The organism is Phenylobacterium aquaticum, from assembly GCF_947378715.1.
Taxonomy (GTDB): domain Bacteria; phylum Pseudomonadota; class Alphaproteobacteria; order Caulobacterales; family Caulobacteraceae; genus Phenylobacterium; species Phenylobacterium aquaticum_A.
The window spans coordinates 47,865-66,274 of the sequence record NZ_CANCLE010000002.1; the positions used below are offsets into that span (position 1 = coordinate 47,865).

The window sequence follows — 18,410 nt, forward strand, 5'->3', positions numbered from 1 at the left end:
AGCGGCCGAGAACAGAGGAAGGATCCTTTAGCATGGCGTCTCACGACAGCCTGAAGACCCGCCGCGAACTGACGGTGGGCGACAAGACCTACGTTTACTACAGCCTTCCGGCGGCGGAGGAAGCCGGTCTCACCGGAGTTTCGCGTCTTCCCGCCTCCATGAAGGTGCTGCTGGAAAATCTGCTGCGTAACGAAGACGGCGACACCGTCGCTCCCGACGACCTCAAGGCGCTCGCCGCCTGGCTCGACAACAAGGGCTCGGTCGAGCACGAGATCAGCTTCCGCCCCGCCCGCGTCCTGATGCAGGACTTCACCGGCGTCCCCGCCGTGGTCGACTTGGCCGCCATGCGCGACGCCATGACCCACCTCGGCGCCGACCCGGAAAAGATCAATCCCCTGACCCCCGTCGACCTGGTCATCGACCATTCGGTGATGGTCGACTATTTCGGCACCGCCAAGGCCTTCGGCGAGAACGTCGATCGCGAATATCAACGCAATATCGAGCGTTATCGCTTCCTGCGCTGGGGCTCCTCGGCCTTCAACAACTTCCGCGTCGTGCCCCCCGGCACCGGCATCTGCCACCAGGTGAACCTGGAATATCTGGCCCAGACCGTCTGGACCGGTGAAGAGGGCGCCGACACCGTCGCCTATCCCGACACCGTGGTCGGCACCGACAGCCACACCACCATGATCAACGGCCTGTCGGTCCTGGGCTGGGGCGTGGGCGGCATCGAGGCGGAGGCCGCCATGCTCGGCCAGCCGATCCCCATGCTGATCCCGGAAGTCATCGGCTTCCGCATGACCGGCGCCATGCCGGAAGGCGCGACGGCCACCGACCTGGTGCTGACCGTCACCCAGATGCTGCGCAAGAAGGGCGTGGTCGGCAAGTTCGTCGAGTTCTTCGGCCCGGGCCTCGCCGGCCTGACCCTGGAAGACCAGGCGACCATGGCCAACATGGCCCCGGAATACGGCGCCACCTGCGGCTTCTTCCCGGTGACCAAGTCGACCATCGACTATCTGCGCGCCACCGGCCGCGAATCGGACCGCGCCGACCTGGTCGAGGCCTACGCCAAGGCCCAGGGCCTGTGGTTCGAGCCCGGCGATCCGGATCCGGTGTTCACCGACACCCTGGAGCTTGACCTGGGTTCGGTGCTGCCGTCCCTGGCCGGCCCCAAGCGTCCCCAGGACCGGGTGCTGCTCTCCGACGCCGCTGTCGAGTTCCGCTCGGCGCTCGGCAAGGACTTCGGCAAGGGCGACGACTATGCGGCCCGCACCCCGGTGGTTGGTGAGAACTTCGACGTCGGCAACGGCGACGTTGTCATTGCGGCCATCACCTCGTGCACCAACACCTCCAACCCCTCGGTGCTGATCGCCGCTGGCCTGGTCGCCAAGAAGGCGATCGAAAAGGGTCTGAAGGTGAAGCCCTGGGTGAAGACCTCGCTGGCCCCCGGCTCGCAGGTGGTCACCGACTATCTGAAGTCCGCCGGCCTGACCAAGAGCCTCGACGCCCTGGGCTTCAACCTGGTCGGCTATGGCTGCACCACCTGCATCGGCAATTCCGGCCCCTTGCCGGAAGCCATCTCCGAAGCCGTGCAGACCGGCGACCTGGTCGCCTGTTCGGTGCTGTCGGGCAACCGCAACTTCGAAGGCCGGGTGAACCCCGACGTCCGCGCCAACTACCTGGCCTCGCCGCCGCTGGTGGTCGCCTATGCGCTCGCCGGCTCCATGCTGATCGACCTGGCCACCGAGCCGCTCGGCGAAGGCAAGGACGGCCAGCCGGTCTACCTGAAGGACATCTGGCCGACCTCGGAAGAGGTCGCGACCCTGCAGCGCAAGCACGTCACCCAGAAGATGTTCGCCACCCGCTATTCCGACGTCTTCAAGGGCGACAAGAACTGGCAGGGCATCAAGGTGGCCGGGGGTCAGACCTACGCCTGGGACATGGGCTCGACCTATGTCCAGAACCCGCCCTACTTCCAGAACATGCAGATGGAGCCGGCGCCGGTCACCGACATCGTCGAGGCCCGCGTGCTGGGCGTGTTCGGCGATTCGATCACCACCGACCACATCTCTCCGGCCGGCTCGATCAAGCTGACCTCTCCGGCCGGCGTCTATCTGCGCGACCACCAGGTCCCGACGATCGACTTCAACCAGTACGGCGCCCGTCGCGGCAACCATGAGATCATGATGCGTGGCACCTTCGCCAACATCCGGATCCGCAACAAGATCACCCCGGAGATCGAAGGCGGGGTGACCAAGCACTTCCCGTCCGGCGATGTCATGGCGATCTATGACGCCGCCATGCGCTACCAGTCCGAAGGCCGCCCGCTGGTGGTCTTCGCCGGCAAGGAATACGGCACCGGCTCGTCCCGCGACTGGGCGGCCAAGGGCACCCGCCTGCTCGGCGTCCGCGCCGTGATCGCCGAAAGCTTCGAGCGGATCCACCGTTCGAACCTGGTCGGCATGGGCGTGCTGCCGCTGCAGTTCCTGCAGGAAGGCTGGCAGAAGCTGAACCTGACCGGCGAGGAGATCGTCACCATCCGCGGTCTCACCGAACTGTCGCCGCGCCGCCAGCTGACCGTCGAGATGTACCGTCCGTCGGACGGCCGCATCGCCCGCTTCCCGGTCCGCTGCCGCATCGATACGCCCACCGAGCTTGAGTATTTCAAGAACGGCGGCGTGCTGAACTACGTGCTGCGTAACCTCGCCAAGGCGGGTTAAGCCCAAAATCGTCCCGCGCCCGGTTGCATCCAGCCGGGCGCGGTGGCGTATTCGCGGACTGATGTCCGTTTTCGCGCGCCGCGCCATTTCACGCCATATTGAACGCCGCGCGCGCCTGACTCCGCTTAAGTGCGGGCCGATGCGTCGCGCCGCCGTTCTCAGCCTCCTGCTCGCCGCCCTGCCGGTCCTGGCCCTGGCCGCCAGGCCGCCCGTGGTCGTCGAGCTCTACACCGCCCAGGGCTGCGCCTCCTGCGGCGAGGCCAACGCCTATCTGGGCAAGCTGGCCGAGCGTCCCGACGTGCTGGCCCTGACCTTCCCGGTCGACTACTGGGACTATCTCGGCTGGGCCGACACCTTCGCCAAGCCGGAGTTCGCCCTGCGTCAGAAGGCCTATGTGGCCAAGCTGTCCCTGCGCGAGCCCTATACGCCCCAGGTGGTGGTCGATGGCCGCGCCCAGGTCGGGGGGCTGCAGACCGACAAGGTGGAAAAGCTGGTCGCCGCCGCCGCAGACGCGCGCCGTCGCGGTCCCGACATGGTGTTCCATGGCCTGCGCCGGATCGATGTCGGGACCGGCGTCGCGCCTAAGGGCGGGGCCGAGGTCTGGCTGGTCCGCTTCGATCCGCGCGAGCAGGACGTCGTGGTCAAGAAGGGCGACAACAAGGGCCAGACCGTCGCCCACACCAATGTGGTGCGCGAGATCGCCAAGCTGGGCCTGTGGCGCGGCAAGCCCGTGACCTTCAAGATTCCCGCCGCGACCGAGGACGGCCTGGCCATGGCGGTGCTGGTCCAGGCGCCCAAGGGCGGCAAGGTCCTGGGCGTGGCCCGCAAGGCCGAGCCGGCCGCCGCCGCGCGCTGAACGCAGACGCTGGCCCCAGATAAGCCAAAACCCGCGCGGTGGGGGGAAACCGCGCGGGCCAGACTTTGGGGAGAGAGTTGTCGGCTGACCAGGACCCACGATCCAGGGGGGCTGGGGGGGCTGTTCAGGATCCGGGACCCGCGTGTCTCTGTTCAACCGACGATGTATTTATCGGGGGCGGATCAGGCGGGGACGGGTCCGAAATAAGGTCATTTCACGGCGCGATATTGCGGCATGTCCCGAATTCGCGGCGGCTGTGTCCCCAAGGTGACGCTCGCCAGCCTGAGGGATTTGGGTCTAGGCTTTGAGTCGATGGCCTTTGACCCGTCCCCGCCCCCCGCGACCCAGGTCTTCTTCGACCGGCGTGAACTGACGCGCATCCTGCATCTCTATGGCCGCATGGTCGCCGCTGGCGAGTGGCGCGACTACGCCATCGGCGCGAATGACGAGGTCTGCGTGTTCTCGGTCTATCGCCGGGCCTCGGAGAACCCGCTCTACCGGATCGAAAAGCGCCCGGCCCTGGCCCGCCGCCAGGGCGCCTGGGCGGTGATCGGCGACGGCGGCATGATCCTCAAGCGCGGCCACGAGCTCGACCAGGTCCTGCGGGTCTTCGACAAGGGCAGGTTCAAGGTGGTGGACTGAGGCGCAAACAAAAACCCCGGCGGTCACCCGCCGGGGTTTCGTGTTTCGGCCGTTCGGAAAAAGCCTTAGCGGCGGCTGCCCAGGAAGCTGAGCAGGAACTGGAACAGGTTGATGAAGTCCAGATAGAGGCTGAGCGCGCCGTAGTTGGTGGCGACGCCCATCGCCTCCTGGTTACCGCCCAGCTGGTAGTAGGTCATCTTCAGGCGCTGGGTGTCATAGGCGGTCAGGCCCGCGAAGATCAGCACGCCGGCCACGTTCACCACGAAGGAGATGGCCGGCAGCTGCAGGAACATGTTCACCAGCATTGCGCCGACCAGACCCCACACGCCCATGATCAGGAAGCTGCCCATGCCGGTCAGGTCCTTCTTGGTGGTGTAGCCCACCAGGGAGAGCGCGCCGAACGAGGTGGCGGTGATCAGGAAGGTCGTGGCGATCGAGGCGCCGGTATAGGTCAGGACGACCAGGCCCAGCGAGGCGCCGATCAGGCTGACGACGGTCCAATAGGTGATCCCGGCCGACTTGGCGGTCACGTTCTTGGTGAAGCGGGAGAACAGGATCACGGCCAGGGGGGCGAAGGCCACGACCATGCCCAGAATGCTGAGACCGATCGCGCGGCCGTCGGGGCTGACCTTGAACATCAGGTCGCGCACGGGCGGATAGGCGCCGGTCAGATAGGCCAGGGCGGCGGACAGGACGAGGCCGAGCCCGACCTTGTTGAAGACGCCGAGCATGAAGCCGCGAAGTCCCGCGTCCACCGACATGTCGGCGCGATCGGCGGGGATCGTGCGCGTGTAGCCGCGGTTGGAGTCGCTCATCGGAGGCAAAGCCCTCTTTCACACGCCCCAAGCGGGCGCACACCGGAATATCGGAGCCCTTCGCGGCTTTAGCAAGGCGCCCCTTGATCTGGCTGGGGTCTTGCCTGGCGCGCGCGGGCCGCTAGCCTTGGGTGATGATCCGCCTGTTCGCCGCCCTGGCCGTCCCCGATGAGATCGCCGAGGGCCTGGCCCGCCGACAAAACGGCCTGCCCGGCGCCCGCTGGCGGCCGCGCGAGACCCTGCACATCACCCTGAAATTCGCCGGCGACCTGCGCGAGGACGTGGCCGCGGACCTTGACGCCGAGCTGTCGACGATCCGGGGCGAGCCCCTGACCCTGGAACTGGCCGGCGTCGGCTGTTTTGGCGAGGCCGACGACATCCACGCCGTCTGGGCCGGGGTCGACGAGACCCCCGCCCTCAAACATCTCGCCAAGGCCTGCGAGACCGCCGCCCGCCGCGCGGGCCTGCCGCCCGAGACCCGGGTCTATCGCCCGCACGTCACGCTGGCCTATCTGCGCCGCCCGGATCCCGACAAGGTGGCCTGGTGGATCCAGGCCAACAACCTGCTGCGCTCCCCGCCCTTCGAGGTGCGCAGCTTCGGCCTCTATTCCAGCGCGGTGACCGACGCAGGGTCGAGGTACCGGCTGGAACGGAGCTATTCGCTGACGCCGCCCTAAGCCCTCGCCCCGCCCCGCGGGGAGAGGGAACAGGCCGCGCGAGCCTAAGCCCTGTGGTGGACCGCCTCTTCCTCGGCCAGCGGCTGGTCGAGGCGGTGGACCATCTCCTTCGGGACCACCTGCCAGAACTTGCCCAGATAGCGGTCCCAGTCGCGCAGGATTCCGGCTGCGAAGGCCGAGCCGGTCTCCCGCGCATGCTCCTCGACCAGGCCCTTGAGCTCCGCCTCCCAGGCCCGCGTTCCGATCCTCTGGACCACCACGCTGTCGGGGTTGAGGTTGGTCAGGAACCTGTCGTGGGGGTCGAGCACGAAGGCCATGCCTCCGGTCATGCCGGCCGCGAAGTTGAAGCCCACGGGACCCAGGATCACCGCCCGGCCGCCGGTCATATATTCCAGGCCGTTGGCGCCGCAGCCCTCGACCACGGCGACCGCGCCTGAGTTCCTCACCCCGAACCGCTCCCCGGCCAGGCCGGCCGCGAACAGCCGTCCCGCCGTCGCCCCATAGAGCACGGTGTTGCCGAGGATGGCGTTGGTCTCCGCCGCCGCCAGGTGGGGCGAGGGGCGGATGATGATCGTCGCCCCCGACAGCCCCTTGCCGACATAGTCATTGGCCTCGCCGGTCAGCTCGATGCGCAGGCCCTGGACCGCGAAGGCCCCCAGGCTCTGGCCGGCCGACCCCTTCAGCTGCACGGTCAGGTGGCCGGGCGCCAGGCCGGTCATGCCGAACTTGCGCACGATGTGCGACGAGGTCCGCGCCCCGATGGCCCGCGCTGTGTTCCGGACCGTGTAGGTCAGTTGCATCTTCTCGCCGCGCTCCAGCATGGGCGCCGCGTCGCGCACGATCTGGGCGTCGAGGGTGTCAGCGACCTCGTTGCGGCCCTCCACCGTGCAATAGGGGGCGTGGAGGCCCGGATCGGCCTTCACCAACAGGGGGTTCAGGTCGAGGTCATCCAGGTGCTCGCCGCCGCGCGAGACCTGCTGCAGCAGGTCGGTCCTGCCGACGATGTCCAAGAGGGACTTGAAGCCCAACTGGCCCAGGATCTCGCGCACCTCCTCGGCGATGAAGGTGAAGAGGTTGATGACCTTTTCCGGCGTGCCGGTGAACTTGGCGCGCAGGGCGTCGTCCTGGGTGCAGACCCCCACCGGGCAGGTGTTGGAATGGCACTGGCGGACCATGATGCAGCCCATGGCGATCAGGCTGGCGGTGCCGATCCCGAACTCTTCCGCGCCCAGCATGGCCGCGATCACCACGTCGCGGCCGGTCCGCATGCCGCCGTCGGCCCGAAGCCGCACGGAATGGCGCAGATTGTTGAGGGTCAGCACCTGGTGGGCTTCGCTCAGCCCCATCTCCCAGGGCCCGCCGGCATATTTGATCGAGGTCTGGGGCGAGGCCCCTGTGCCGCCGACATTGCCACTGATCAGGATCACGTCGGCCTTGGCCTTGGCGACGCCGGCGGCGATGGCCCCGATGCCGGTCATGGCCACCAGCTTCACGCAGACCCGGGCGTCCGGGTTGATCTGCTTCAGGTCATAGATCAGCTGGGCCAGGTCCTCGATCGAATAGATGTCGTGGTGCGGCGGCGGGCTGATCAGCATCACCCCCGGCGTGGCGTGGCGCAGCCTCGCGATCATTTCGGTGACCTTGAAGCCGGGCAGCTGTCCGCCCTCGCCGGGCTTGGCGCCCTGGCTGACCTTGATCTCGATCTCGCGGCACTGGTTCAGATATTCGGCCGTCACCCCGAACCGCCCCGACGCGATCTGCTTCACGGCGGAGTTGGGATTGTCCCCATTGGGCAGGGGCTTGTAGCGGGCGGAGTCCTCGCCGCCCTCGCCGGAGACGCTCTTGGCGCCGATCCGGTTCATGGCGATGTTCAGCGCCCCGTGCGCCTCGGGGCTCAGGGCCCCCATGCTCATGCCGGGCGTCAGGAAGCGCTTGCGGATCTCGTTGACGCTCTCGACCTCGTCGAGCGCCACCGGGCGTTCGCTGGAGCGCCAGTCGAGCAGGTCGCGCAGCTGCACCATGGGCAGGCGGCGCATGCCGTCTGAGAACCGCTTGTAGGTCCCGTAGTCGCCGCTCTCGCAGGCGTTCTGCAGGGTGTGGACCATCCGCGCCTCGAAGGCGTGGGCCTCCCCCGCGCGCCGGGCCTTGTAGAACCCGCCGACCGGCAGGCTGATCGCGCCGGTGGTCCAGGCCTTGTGGTGCAGCTCGACCGCCTTGGCCTCGATGCCGGCCAGGCCGATGCCGGAGATGCGCGAGGGCATGCCGGGGAAGAACTCGGCGACCAGCGCGCGGGAGAGACCCAGCGCCTCGAAGTTGTAGCCGCCGCGATAGGAGGAGATCACCGCGATCCCCATCTTGGCGATGATCTTCAGCAGCCCGCCCTCGATGGCGGACTTGAAATTCAGACAGACCTGGCGAAGCGAAAGCTCTCCGACCAGGCCGCGCTCCAGCCGGTCCTGGAAGCTTTCCTGGGCCAGATAGGCGTTGACCGCCGTGGCCCCCACCCCGACCAGCACCGCGAAATAGTGGGTGTCCAGGCACTCGGCGGAGCGGACGATGATCGAGACGTAGGAGCGCAGTCCCTTGGCGACCAGCCAGCTATGCACCCCGCCGGTGGCGAGGATCATGGGCAGCGCGATCCGTCCCGGCCCGCAGGCCTCATCGGTGAGCATGATGGTGGCGCAGCCGCGCAGGGCCGCGTCCTCCGCCTCGGCGCGGATGCGGTCGAGATTGGCCCGCAGGGCGTCGCCGGGTCGGGCCTCGGGCGCCGGGATCGGCATGGTGGCGTCGATCACCGCCACGTTCTTCGGTCCGATGAATTCGACGATCCGCTGATACATGCCGGTGGTCAGCACCGGGCTCTCCAGCACGAAGACGTCGGTCTGGGCCTCGTCCTGGGCGAGCACATTGCCGAGGTTCTTGAACCGCGTCTTCAGGCTCATCACCGCCGACTCGCGCAACGAGTCGATCGGCGGGTTGGTCACCTGGCTGAAGTTCTGGCGGAAGAAGTGCGACAGCGGCCGGTACTGGTCGGACAGGACCGCCAGCGGGGTGTCGTCGCCCATGGAGCCCACGGCCTCCTTGGCGTCCTCGATCATCGGCGCCAGCAGCAGCTCCAGGTCCTCAAGCGTCAGGCCGGCGGCCACCTGGCGGCGCGTCAGCTCCTCGCGGCCATAGGCCCGGGGTTCGGGGCCCGGCGCGATCTCGGCCTCCAGGTCGACCATGTTGCCCAGCCACTGGTCATAGGGATGCTGGGCGGCGAGGCGGTCGATGATCTCGTCCTCCTCATAGAGCCGGCCCTCGACGAGATCGACGGCGATCATCCGGCCGGGCGCGATGTGCGCCTTCTTGACGATGCGGGTCTCCTCGACCCGGCACATGCCGGCCTCGGAGCCCATGATCAGCAGGCCGTCATCGGTATAGGTGACCCGCAGGGGGCGCAGGCCGTTACGGTCCTTGCCGGCCACCACCCAGCGGCCGTCGGTGGCGCAGACGGCGGCGGGCCCATCCCAGGGCTCCATCACCGCGTTGCAATAGGCGTAGAGCGCCTTGTGCTCGGGCTTGATCTGGGCGTCGGACTTGGCGGCCCAGGCTTCCGGGATCAGCAACGCCTTGGTCATGGGGGCGTCGCGCCCGGCCCGGACCAGCACCTCGAAGGTGTTGTCCAGGGCCGCAGAGTCAGACCCGCCCGGCTGGATCACCGGCTTCACGTCGTCGCCCATCTCGCCGAAAGCGTCGGCGGCCATGCGAATCTCATGGCTCTTCATCCAGTTGACGTTGCCCTTCAGCGTGTTGATCTCGCCGTTGTGGGCCAGCATCCGGAACGGCTGGGCCAGCCGCCACTCCGGAAAGGTGTTGGTCGAATAGCGCTGATGGAAGATCGCCACCGCCGCCGAGAACCGCTCGTCGGTCAGGTCCGGATAGAATTCGTCGATGTGCTGGGCCAGGAACATGCCCTTGTAGATCAAGGATCTGGCCGACAGGGAGCAGATGTAGAAGGCCTGGATATTGGCCGCAGCCACCCGCTTCTCGATCCGCTTGCGGCAGATGAACAGCGCCCGCTCCAGCGCCTCGCCGCCCAGCCCCTTGGGCGGGGACAGCATGATCTGTTCGATCTCTGGCCGGGTGGCGTTGGCCTTCTCGCCGATCACCCGGGTGTCGGTCGGCACCTGGCGCCAGCCATAGATGTAGAAGCCGAAGCGCAGGGCCTCGGCCTCGACGATGGTGCGACAGGCCTCCTGGGCGGTCAGGTCCGTGCGCGGCAGGAAGATCTGGCCCACGGCGATCGGGCCGGGCCGCAGGCTGTGGCCGATGCGCGCCACCTGGTCGGCGAAGAAGTCCTGGGGCACGGAGACCAGCACGCCGGCCCCGTCGCCGGTCTTGCCGTCGGCGTCGATGGCGCCTCGGTGCCAGACGCTCTTCAGGGCCCGGATGGCCAGTTCCACCACCTCCCGGCGCGGCTTGCCGTCCAGGGCGCAGACCAGGCCGACGCCACAGGCGTCCCGCTCCGAGCTGGGGTCATAGGCGTGACCGTCGATCAGCTTGCGGCGGTTGGCGAGATAGCGGGCGGTCTCTTCAGAAGGCGGATGGTCGCTCATGTTCGTCACTCCGCCGCGGCCAGGGCCGGTTGGGACAGATAGGCATGGATGGCGTCGGCGGCGTCGCGGCCATCACGGATCGCCCAGACCACCAGGGAGGCGCCCCGGACGATGTCGCCGGCCGCGAACACGCCAGGGATCGAGGTCATCAGGGTCCGGAAATCGGCCTTCACCGTGCCCCAGCGCGACACCACCAGCTCCGGCGCGCCAAAGGCTGCGGGCAGGTCCTCCGGGTCGAAGCCCAGGGCCTTGATCACCAGGTCGGCGGGCAGGTCGAATTCGCCGCCCTCGACCTCCTCCGGGGCCTGGCGGCCGCCCGCATCGGGCGGGCCCAGCCTCATACGCGCGGCCCGCACGCCAGTGGCGCGCTCAGCCTCGCCGGTCACGGCGCGGGGCGCGGCCAGCCATTCGAACACCACGCCCTCTTCCTCGGCATGGGCGACCTCGCGGGTCGAGCCCGGCATGTTGGCGCGGTCGCGACGATAGAGGCAGGTGACGGAGGCCGCCCCCTGGCGCACGGCGGTCCGCACACAGTCCATGGCGGTGTCGCCGCCGCCCACCACCACCACGGCCTTGCCCGCCGCGTTCAGCTGGCCGGATTGGTAGTCTGGGACCACGTCCCCAAGCCCCGTGCGGTTCGAGGCGATCAGATAGTCCAGCGCCCGGGTGACCCCGGTCGAGCCCGCGCCCGGGACGATCAGGTCGCGGGCGGCATAGACTCCGGTGGCGATCAGCACCGCGTCGTGGCGGGCGCGCAGCTCATCCAGGCTGGCGTCGCGGCCGACCTCGAAGCCCAGGCGGAATTCGATCCCGCCGTCGGCCAGGCGGGCGGTGCGCCGCGCCACCACCTCCTTCTCCAGCTTGAAGCCAGGGATGCCGTAGATCAGCAGGCCGCCGGCCCGGTCGTGGCGATCATAGAGGGTGACAGCGTAGCCGGCCTCGCGCAGGCGCTCGGCCGCCGCCAGGCCCGCCGGTCCCGCCCCGATCACGCCCACCGAGCGGCCCTGGTCGATCCCTGGGCGCAGGGGCGTGACCCAGCCTGCTTCCCAGGCCTTGTCGGTCAGATAGCGCTCCACCGCCCCGATCGTCACCGTCCCGTGGCCCGACTGTTCTATGGTGCAGCTGCCCTCGCAGAGCCGGTCCTGCGGGCAGATGCGGCCGCAGATCTCGGGCATGGAATTGGTCGCCTGGGAGAGCTGATAGGCCTCTTCCAGCCGGCCCTCTGCGGTCATCCGCAGCCAGTCGGGGATGTTGTTGTGCAGCGGACAATGGGTCTGACAGAACGGGACGCCGCATTGCGAACAGCGCGAAGCCTGCTCGGTCGCCTTGGCGTCGATGAAGTCCGCATAGATCTCGTGGAAATCGCCGGTGCGCGCCACCGCCGCCCGCTTGGCCGGCGTGGTCCGTTCCACGGTGGTGAACTTCAGCATCCGCTCGGCCATGGCCCTGCCTCCGGTGATCCAGATGGATCGGCCATAGCGCCAAATTCAGCCCGGCGAAAGTTGATGGGCAAATAAATGGACTATAAATGCTAGTCATTCGCCGGACTCACGAGGGCGCCCTCAGTTTTCTGCAATAATAGTCCCTAAATTGGATGAACGCCATTTTTACCCTAAATCCCGTCTTCCTCCCCCAGGACGCAAAGCAGAGGGGCTCCCATGTCTGACTGGATCAACGCCATCATCCTGGGCGTGGTGGAGGGCCTGACGGAGTTCATTCCGGTCTCGTCCACCGGCCACCTCCTGCTCACCAAGCTGCTGCTCGGCCTGCCGGACGGCTTCTGGGACACCTTCGCCGTGCTGATCCAGCTGGGCGCGATCCTGGCCATCGTGGCGCTCTATTTCGGCCGGCTGTGGCAGGTGGTGATCACCCTGCCGACCAAGGCGGAGTCGCGGCGCTTCGCGCTCTCGGTGCTGATCGCCTTCATCCCCGGCGCCATCGCCGGCCTGTTGCTGCACGACATCATCAAGACGGTGCTGTTCGAGAGCCCGCGGCTGATCTGCTGGTCCTTGATCATCGGCGGCTTCGTGTTCTTCGCGCTGGACCGCTGGGCGCCCAAGCCCACCGAGACCGACGCCATGACCCTGCCGCTGGTCACCTCCCTGGTGATCGGCCTCTTTCAGTGCCTGGCCCTGGTGCCCGGCGTCTCGCGCTCCGGCGCCACCATCCTCGGCTCCATGCTGATGAAGGTCGAGAAGCGCGCCGCCGCCGAGTTCTCGTTCTTCCTGGCCATCCCGATCATGGCCGGCGCCTTCGCGCTGGACGCCTGGAAGAACCGCCACGCCATCTCGATGGATCAGGTCGGGATCATCGCCGTCGGCTTCGGCGTGAGCTTCGTGGTCGGCTTCATCGTCGTGCGCACCCTGCTGGACTTCGTCGGCAAGCGCGGCTTCGCCCCCTTCGCCTGGTGGCGGATCGTGGTGGGGATCGGCGGGCTGGTGTTCCTGACGATGACGGGGCGCTAAGCCCCGTCAGACGGGCGGCGGTCTCAGACCGCCGCGAACCGCTCGGTCTCGTCGGCGTACTGGCCGCCCTTGCGGAAGCGATAAAGATAGGCCGGCACGATCGTCTCGACCGTGGTCGCCGCGATGCCCAGGTCCGAGAGACCCGGCAGGGCGCCGGACACCACATTGTCGGCCTTCAGCAGCTCGACCTGGTCGCTGGTCAGGGGCGGGGCGATGGGGGTCAGGGCCAGCAGCTCGCAGGCCTTGCCGATCAGGCCGGCGACGAACGAGGGCAGGGGCAGGAGCAGCCGCGCCCGGCCGGTCTGGACCATGATCAGCTCCAGGATCTCGCGGAAGCTGTAGACCGCCGGCCCGCCCAGTTCATAGGTCTGGCCGGCGCAGGCCGGATCGGTGGCCGCCTTGGCGATCGCCTTGGCCACGTCGCCCACATAGACCGGCTGGAAGCGGGTCTTACCGCCGCCGATCAGCGGCAGGATCGGGCTCATCACCGCCATCTCGCCGAACTTGTTGAAGAAGCCGTCGCCCGGACCAAACACGATCGAGGGCCGGATGAGGGTCGCGGTCGGGAAGGCGGCGCGCACGGCGTCCTCGCCCATGGCCTTGGTCCGCGCATATTTCGAGGCCGACTGGGCGTCGGCGCCCAGGGCCGAGACCTGCACCAGCCGGGTCACGCCGGCGGCCGCAGCGGCGGCGGCCACGGTCTTGGCGCCCATGGCGTGGACGGACTGGAATTTCTGGCGGCCGGTCTCATAGAGCACGCCGACCAGGTTCACGCAGGCCTGGGCCCCGTCCAGCGCCCGGCGCACCGAGGCTTCGTTGCGGATATTGGCCTGGACCACCTCGATCTGGCCGACATCGCCCAGCAGCCGCATGGTGTGGGCCAGGTGCGGCTGGCGCACGGCCACCCGCACGCGGGCGCCCTGCCTGGCCAACGCGCGCACCACCTGGCTTCCAACGAAGCCCGAGCCGCCAAAAACCGTGACCAGATCCTGCATGGTGTCCGTGTATCTAAAGAGGGTTCCGGAAGGGCTCGGATAGACGATGCGCGGGCGCGCCGCAATGCGACTTCACCGTCGCGTCCTCGACCGAGGGTCAAACATCTTGGAACTAGGCGTTGACCCGGCTGGGACGGCGCCCTATCAGACCGCCTCCCGATCCGAAGGGACGGGGCCCAGGTGGCGGAATTGGTAGACGCGCTGGCTTCAGGTGCCAGTGGCTTAACGGCCGTGAAGGTTCGAGTCCTTTCCTGGGCACCACCCTTTGGATCGCGGTGGGTGACTTAACCCCCGAAGTCCCCTCAAATGCTCGCGGGCGCGGATTGGCGCCGGACGAGTCCAGGTGATGCGACCCGCATCCGGCGGGACCGGGAGCAAGACCGACCTTGGCGAATTTCCTCCATGACGGCGACCTGCCCGACGGCGTGTTCGCAGGCGTCACCTCCGTGGCGGTCGATTCCGAGACCATGGGCCTGAGGCTCGGCCGAGATCCGCTCTGCGTGGTCCAGCTGTCGGCCGGCGACGGCGACGCCCATGTGGTGCAGCTGAAGCGCCCCGACTACGACTGCCCCAATCTCAGGCGGCTGCTCACCGATCCGGCGGTCACCAAGATCTTTCACTTCGGCCGCTTTGACATCGCCATGTTCCATCTCCACCTGGGGGTGGTGACCCAGCCCGTCTATTGCACCAAGATCGCCTCAAAGCTCGCCCGGACCTATACGGACCGGCACGGCCTGAAGGACGTGTCCAAGGAGCTGATCGGGGTGGACATGTCCAAGGCCCAGCAGAGTTCGGACTGGGGCGCCGCCAAGCTCTCCCCCGACCAGCTGGCCTATGCGGCCTCCGACGTCCTGCATCTGCACGCCCTGCGCGCCCGGCTCGACGACATGCTGGCCCGCGAGGGCCGCGACGCGCTCGCCCGCGCCTGTTTCGACTTCCTGCCCCATCGCGCCCTGCTGGATGTCAGGGGCTGGGAAGAGGTCGACATCTTCGCCCACGCGTGAGGCGGTCTTGAGCCTGGTCCACATTCCCTCCCAACCCTCGGCCGCGCCGCGCCGGCAGGAGGCGCGCTGGCTGGCCCATTCGCGCCTGATCCGGCGCATGCGGGTCGCCCTGCCCGTGGCGATCGGCGTGATCCTGCTGGCCATGGTCGGCTTCGTGATCCAGGGCTCGATCGTTGGCGCGCGGGCCAAGCCGTCTGACGCCGACGCCCCGATCCAGCTGGTCAAGCCGCGCTTCGTGGGCCGCGACAACAAGGGCCGCGCCTTCGTGCTCACCGCCAAGACCGCGACCCGCGACGAGAAGGACTATCAGCGCGTCCTGCTCGACACCCCGGAACTGATCCTCGACGAGGAGGGGACCAACCCCACCCATGTCACCGCCCGCTCCGGCGTCTATCGCGAGGACGCCAAGATGCTGAATCTCGATGGCGGCGTGAAATTGAACGGCGGGGACGTGAATTTCTCCACCGCCAGCTCCATCTTCAACACCGCCACCGGCGAGCTGGAGGGCAAGGGCGTGATCCAGGGCGCGGGCGCCCTGGGAGAAATCATTGCCAAGTCCTACGGGGTCTACGACAAGGGCGAGCGTATGGTCTTCAAGGGCGGCGTTCATACGCGCGTCGAGTCACACTAGTCTTCCCCTCGGAACGGCATGGGCATGATCGAGCTGGCGATGATGAAACGATGGGCTTTGGCGGCGTTCGCCTGTGGTTTGACCCTTGCCGGGCCGGCCGCGGCGCAGCTCGCCCAGAATTCCGACGCACCCGTCGACATCACCGCCGACCAGCTGGAAGTGGTCAACGCCCAGTGCCTGGCGGTCTATACCGGCGGCGCCGAGGCCCTGCAGGACACGGTGCGGCTGCGCGCCGACACCCTCAAGATCTATTACAAGCCCGGGACCGGCGGCTCGGCCCGGGGCTCCAGCCCGACGGGCGGCTCCTGCGGCAGTCTGCTCGACCGCATGGAGGCCACGGGCTCGGTCTATTACGTCACCCCGCAACAGCGCGTGCACGGCGACACCGCCCTCTATGAGGCCGGAAGCGACACCATCACCATCTCCGGCGACGTGGTCGCCGCCCGTGGCCAGGACGTGCTGAAGGGCTCCAAGCTGGTGATCAACGTCAAGACCGGCGACGCCCAGATGCAGAGCGGGGTCAAGGGTCGCAACAAGCCCGGCCGTGTCCGCACGGTGCTCTATCCCAAGCAGCAGTCGGCGGCCGCCACCCCGCCCGCCGCTGCGCGCTAGGCGCTCCCTTGAAGCCCGAACGCTTCGACGCCCTGCCGGGTCTCGCCGGCGAAGGGCTGGTGGTCGACAATATCGGCAAGGCCTTCCGCGGCCGCACGGTGGTCAAGGGCGTGTCCCTGCGCCTGCGCCGGGGCGAGGTCGCCGGCCTGCTCGGCCCCAACGGCGCGGGCAAGACCACCTGCTTCTACATGATCACCGGCCTGATCCCGGCCGACTATGGCGCGATCTATCTCGACGGCGCCAACATCACCGCCCAGCCCATGTACCAGCGCGCCCGCATGGGCGTCGGCTACCTGCCGCAGGAAACCTCGATCTTCCGGGGCATGACCGTGGAAGAGAACGTCATGGCCGTGGTCGAGCTGCGCGAGCGCGACATCGCCAAGGCCAAGGCCACCGTGGCCGAACTGCTGGACGAGATGCGCATCAGCCACCTGCGCCAGGCGCCGGCCGTGTCGCTGTCGGGCGGTGAGCGCCGCCGGGTGGAAATCGCCCGGGCGCTGGCCAGCGAGCCCTCCTTCATGCTGCTGGACGAGCCCTTCGCCGGCATCGACCCGCTCGCCATCGCCGACATCCGCGAGGTCATCGGCTTCCTGAAAGGCCGGGGGATCGGCATCCTGATCACCGACCACAATGTCCGCGAGACGCTGGACATCATCGACCGCGCCTCGATCATCGCCGCCGGCGAGGTGCTGTTCGAAGGCTCCCCCGCCGAGATCGTCGACGATCCCGAAGTCCGCCGCGTCTATCTGGGCGATCACTTCGGCTGAGACAGCGAACACGGCGGCCGTCACCCAACCGCCATTGCCTGCCCCTACGTCAGCGGTGATCCTCTCCCCGGCCGCGCGTCAGACGCGGCAAGCGGGGGGAGACACGCGTGGTCGCGACGCCGAAGAACGTGGTCGTGCTGTTGTTGGACAGCCTCAACCGCCACATGCTGGGCGCCTATGGCGGGACCGAGTTCGAGACCCCGGTGCTCGACGCCTTCGCCCAGACCGCCGTGCGGTTCGACAACCACCACACCGGCTCCTTGCCCTGCATGCCGGCCCGGCACGACATCCTCTGCGGGGCGCTGGATTTTCTCTGGCGGCCCTGGGGGTCGGTGGAGATCTGGGAAGACGCCATCACCTATGAACTGCGCAAGGCCGGCGTCGCCTCGCAGCTGATCAGCGACCACCCGCACCTGTTCGAGACCGGCGGCGAGAACTATCACGCCGACTTCACCGCCTGGGCCTATGAGCGCGGCCACGAGGGCGACGCCTGGAAGACGCGGCCCGACGCCAGCTGGGTCGGCGCGCCCTCCATGGGGCGCGGCCACATGCCCTATGACGACAGCCGGGGCTGGTTCCGGGGCGAGGCCGATTTCCCGGGTCCAAGAACCATGGCCGCCGCCGCCCAATGGATCGACGACAACGCCGGCTGTCACGACCGCTTCTTCCTGTTCGTCGACGAGTTCGACCCGCACGAGCCCTTCGACACCCCCGAACCCTGGGCCTCGAAATACGATTCCGACTGGGAGGGGCCGCACATGATCTGGCCGCCCTATATGCAGGGCGCCCTGGCCAAGGGCGTGCTCACCGAGGCCCAGGCCCGCCAGCTGCGCGCGTCTTATGGCGGCAAGCTGTCGATGATCGACCACTGGCTCGGCAAGGTGCTGGACGCCCTGGACCGCAACGGCCTGGTCGACGACACCGCCGTCATCCTCTGCACCGATCACGGCCATTATCTGGGGGAGAAGGACATCTGGGGCAAACCCGGCGTGCCGGTCTACAACACGCTCGGCCACATCCCGCTGATGATCCGCTGGCCGGGCGTGGCGGCCGGGGACTGTTCGGCCCTGACCACCAGCGTCGACATCTTCGCCACGCTCTGCGACGCCTTCGGGGTCACCGTGCGCCAGCGCACCCACGGCAAGTCGCTCCTGCCCCTGCTCGACGGCTCGGCCGACAAGGTCCGCGACTGGCTCCTGACCGGGGTCTGGGGCCGGGAGGTGCATCTGGTCACGGAGCGTTACAAATACGCCCGGGGGCCGGCCGGGGCCAATGCGCCCCTGTCGATGATGTCCAACCGCTGGTCGACCATGCCGACCCATGTGGTCGACCGGGCGCTGGCCATGCCGCTTCCCGACGACCGCGCCTTCCTGGACCGGATGCCGGGCTCCAAGGTTCCGGTGATCCACCAGCCCTTCGACGCCGGCGACCACCTGCCTTTCTGGGCCCTGGTCAAGCCGACCGGCAACCACCTGTTCGACCGCAGGGCCGACCCCGACGAACAGACCAACCTCGCCGGCACACCGCTCGAGGCGGAGCTCGCCGCCCAACTCACCGCCGCGCTGAAGGAGCTGGAGGCGCCCAACGCCCAGTTCCAGCGCCTCGGCCTGCCGCTCTGAAGGATACGC

At 68.1% G+C, this 18,410-nt stretch carries 14 protein-coding genes and 1 tRNA gene; 11 read left to right on the forward strand and 4 right to left on the reverse strand.

The window, feature by feature from the left end:
• Positions 1-32: 32 nt before the first annotated feature.
• The 3 genes from acnA to Q7P21_RS00665 all read left to right on the forward strand — a co-directional run bounded on the left by acnA (position 33) and on the right by Q7P21_RS00665 (position 4,218).
• On the forward strand, positions 33-2,720 hold the full coding sequence (gene acnA / locus Q7P21_RS00655) for an aconitate hydratase AcnA (RefSeq protein ID WP_304175295.1): 2,688 nt from the start codon (positions 33-35) through the stop codon (positions 2,718-2,720).
• A gap of 139 nt (positions 2,721-2,859) precedes the next feature.
• Positions 2,860-3,576 carry a thioredoxin family protein gene (locus Q7P21_RS00660; RefSeq protein WP_304175297.1) on the forward strand — a complete coding sequence of 239 codons (717 nt, stop codon included), beginning with the start codon at positions 2,860-2,862 and terminating at the stop codon, positions 3,574-3,576.
• 312 nt (positions 3,577-3,888) lie between these two features.
• Positions 3,889-4,218 (forward strand): DUF2794 domain-containing protein, encoded by a 330-nt coding sequence (locus Q7P21_RS00665; RefSeq protein ID WP_304171180.1) that lies wholly within the window; start codon positions 3,889-3,891, stop codon positions 4,216-4,218.
• Positions 4,219-4,283: 65 nt separating this feature from the next.
• Here the strand turns inward: Q7P21_RS00665 and Q7P21_RS00670 are convergent, their stop codons facing one another.
• Complete coding sequence (locus tag Q7P21_RS00670) at positions 4,284-5,033, reverse strand: Bax inhibitor-1/YccA family protein (RefSeq protein ID WP_304171174.1); 750 nt, start codon at positions 5,031-5,033, stop codon at positions 4,284-4,286.
• A gap of 134 nt (positions 5,034-5,167) precedes the next feature.
• Between Q7P21_RS00670 and thpR the strand changes: the two genes are divergently transcribed.
• Positions 5,168-5,710, forward strand: coding sequence for an RNA 2',3'-cyclic phosphodiesterase (gene thpR, locus Q7P21_RS00675; RefSeq protein WP_304175299.1), 543 nt, complete (start codon positions 5,168-5,170; stop codon positions 5,708-5,710).
• A gap of 44 nt (positions 5,711-5,754) precedes the next feature.
• On the opposite strand, the gene gltB is transcribed toward thpR, so the two are convergent.
• The gene (gene gltB / locus Q7P21_RS00680; RefSeq protein ID WP_304175301.1) at positions 5,755-10,308 is read right to left on the reverse strand and encodes a glutamate synthase large subunit; all 4,554 of its coding nucleotides are present in this window, start codon (positions 10,306-10,308) and stop codon (positions 5,755-5,757) included.
• A gap of 5 nt (positions 10,309-10,313) precedes the next feature.
• Complete coding sequence (locus Q7P21_RS00685) at positions 10,314-11,750, reverse strand: NAD(P)-dependent oxidoreductase (protein WP_304170178.1); 1,437 nt, start codon at positions 11,748-11,750, stop codon at positions 10,314-10,316.
• A gap of 216 nt (positions 11,751-11,966) precedes the next feature.
• On the opposite strand from Q7P21_RS00685, the gene Q7P21_RS00690 reads away from it, so the two are divergent.
• On the forward strand, positions 11,967-12,773 hold the full coding sequence (locus Q7P21_RS00690; protein WP_304175303.1) for an undecaprenyl-diphosphate phosphatase: 807 nt from the start codon (positions 11,967-11,969) through the stop codon (positions 12,771-12,773).
• 23 nt (positions 12,774-12,796) lie between these two features.
• Here the strand turns inward: Q7P21_RS00690 and Q7P21_RS00695 are convergent, their stop codons facing one another.
• Positions 12,797-13,768, reverse strand: coding sequence for a complex I NDUFA9 subunit family protein (locus tag Q7P21_RS00695; protein ID WP_304170176.1), 972 nt, complete (start codon positions 13,766-13,768; stop codon positions 12,797-12,799).
• 174 nt (positions 13,769-13,942) lie between these two features.
• Between Q7P21_RS00695 and Q7P21_RS00700 the strand changes: the two genes are divergently transcribed.
• The 6 genes from Q7P21_RS00700 (at position 13,943) to Q7P21_RS00725 (ending at position 18,401) form a co-directional block, all read left to right on the forward strand.
• Positions 13,943-14,029: transfer RNA gene (locus Q7P21_RS00700), tRNA-Leu, on the forward strand.
• 125 nt (positions 14,030-14,154) lie between these two features.
• Positions 14,155-14,772: a ribonuclease D gene (locus Q7P21_RS00705; protein WP_304175305.1), complete on the forward strand. Its 618-nt coding sequence runs from the start codon at positions 14,155-14,157 to the stop codon at positions 14,770-14,772.
• A 7-nt stretch (positions 14,773-14,779) separates the two neighbouring features.
• Positions 14,780-15,403, forward strand: coding sequence for an LPS export ABC transporter periplasmic protein LptC (gene lptC, locus Q7P21_RS00710; protein ID WP_304170174.1), 624 nt, complete (start codon positions 14,780-14,782; stop codon positions 15,401-15,403).
• Positions 15,404-15,427: 24 nt separating this feature from the next.
• On the forward strand, positions 15,428-16,015 hold the full coding sequence (locus tag Q7P21_RS00715; RefSeq protein ID WP_304170173.1) for an LptA/OstA family protein: 588 nt from the start codon (positions 15,428-15,430) through the stop codon (positions 16,013-16,015).
• A 32-nt stretch (positions 16,016-16,047) separates the two neighbouring features.
• Positions 16,048-16,782 (forward strand): LPS export ABC transporter ATP-binding protein, encoded by a 735-nt coding sequence (gene lptB / locus Q7P21_RS00720; RefSeq protein WP_304170179.1) that lies wholly within the window; start codon positions 16,048-16,050, stop codon positions 16,780-16,782.
• A 107-nt stretch (positions 16,783-16,889) separates the two neighbouring features.
• Positions 16,890-18,401: a sulfatase gene (locus Q7P21_RS00725; protein WP_304175307.1), complete on the forward strand. Its 1,512-nt coding sequence runs from the start codon at positions 16,890-16,892 to the stop codon at positions 18,399-18,401.
• Positions 18,402-18,410: the final 9 nt, after the last annotated feature.

Coding starts and splice junctions, on each gene's coding strand:
- Q7P21_RS00670 (WP_304171174.1), bottom strand. CDS start 5,033: ATGAGCGACTCCAACCGCGGCTACACGCGCACGATCCCCGCCGATCGC.
- Q7P21_RS00695 (WP_304170176.1), bottom strand. CDS start 13,768: ATGCAGGATCTGGTCACGGTTTTTGGCGGCTCGGGCTTCGTTGGAAGC.
- acnA (WP_304175295.1), top strand. CDS start 33: ATGGCGTCTCACGACAGCCTGAAGACCCGCCGCGAACTGACGGTGGGC.
- gltB (WP_304175301.1), bottom strand. CDS start 10,308: ATGAGCGACCATCCGCCTTCTGAAGAGACCGCCCGCTATCTCGCCAAC.
- Q7P21_RS00660 (WP_304175297.1), top strand. CDS start 2,860: ATGCGTCGCGCCGCCGTTCTCAGCCTCCTGCTCGCCGCCCTGCCGGTC.
- Q7P21_RS00715 (WP_304170173.1), top strand. CDS start 15,428: ATGATCGAGCTGGCGATGATGAAACGATGGGCTTTGGCGGCGTTCGCC.
- Q7P21_RS00685 (WP_304170178.1), bottom strand. CDS start 11,750: ATGGCCGAGCGGATGCTGAAGTTCACCACCGTGGAACGGACCACGCCG.
- thpR (WP_304175299.1), top strand. CDS start 5,168: ATGATCCGCCTGTTCGCCGCCCTGGCCGTCCCCGATGAGATCGCCGAG.
- Q7P21_RS00690 (WP_304175303.1), top strand. CDS start 11,967: ATGTCTGACTGGATCAACGCCATCATCCTGGGCGTGGTGGAGGGCCTG.
- Q7P21_RS00665 (WP_304171180.1), top strand. CDS start 3,889: ATGGCCTTTGACCCGTCCCCGCCCCCCGCGACCCAGGTCTTCTTCGAC.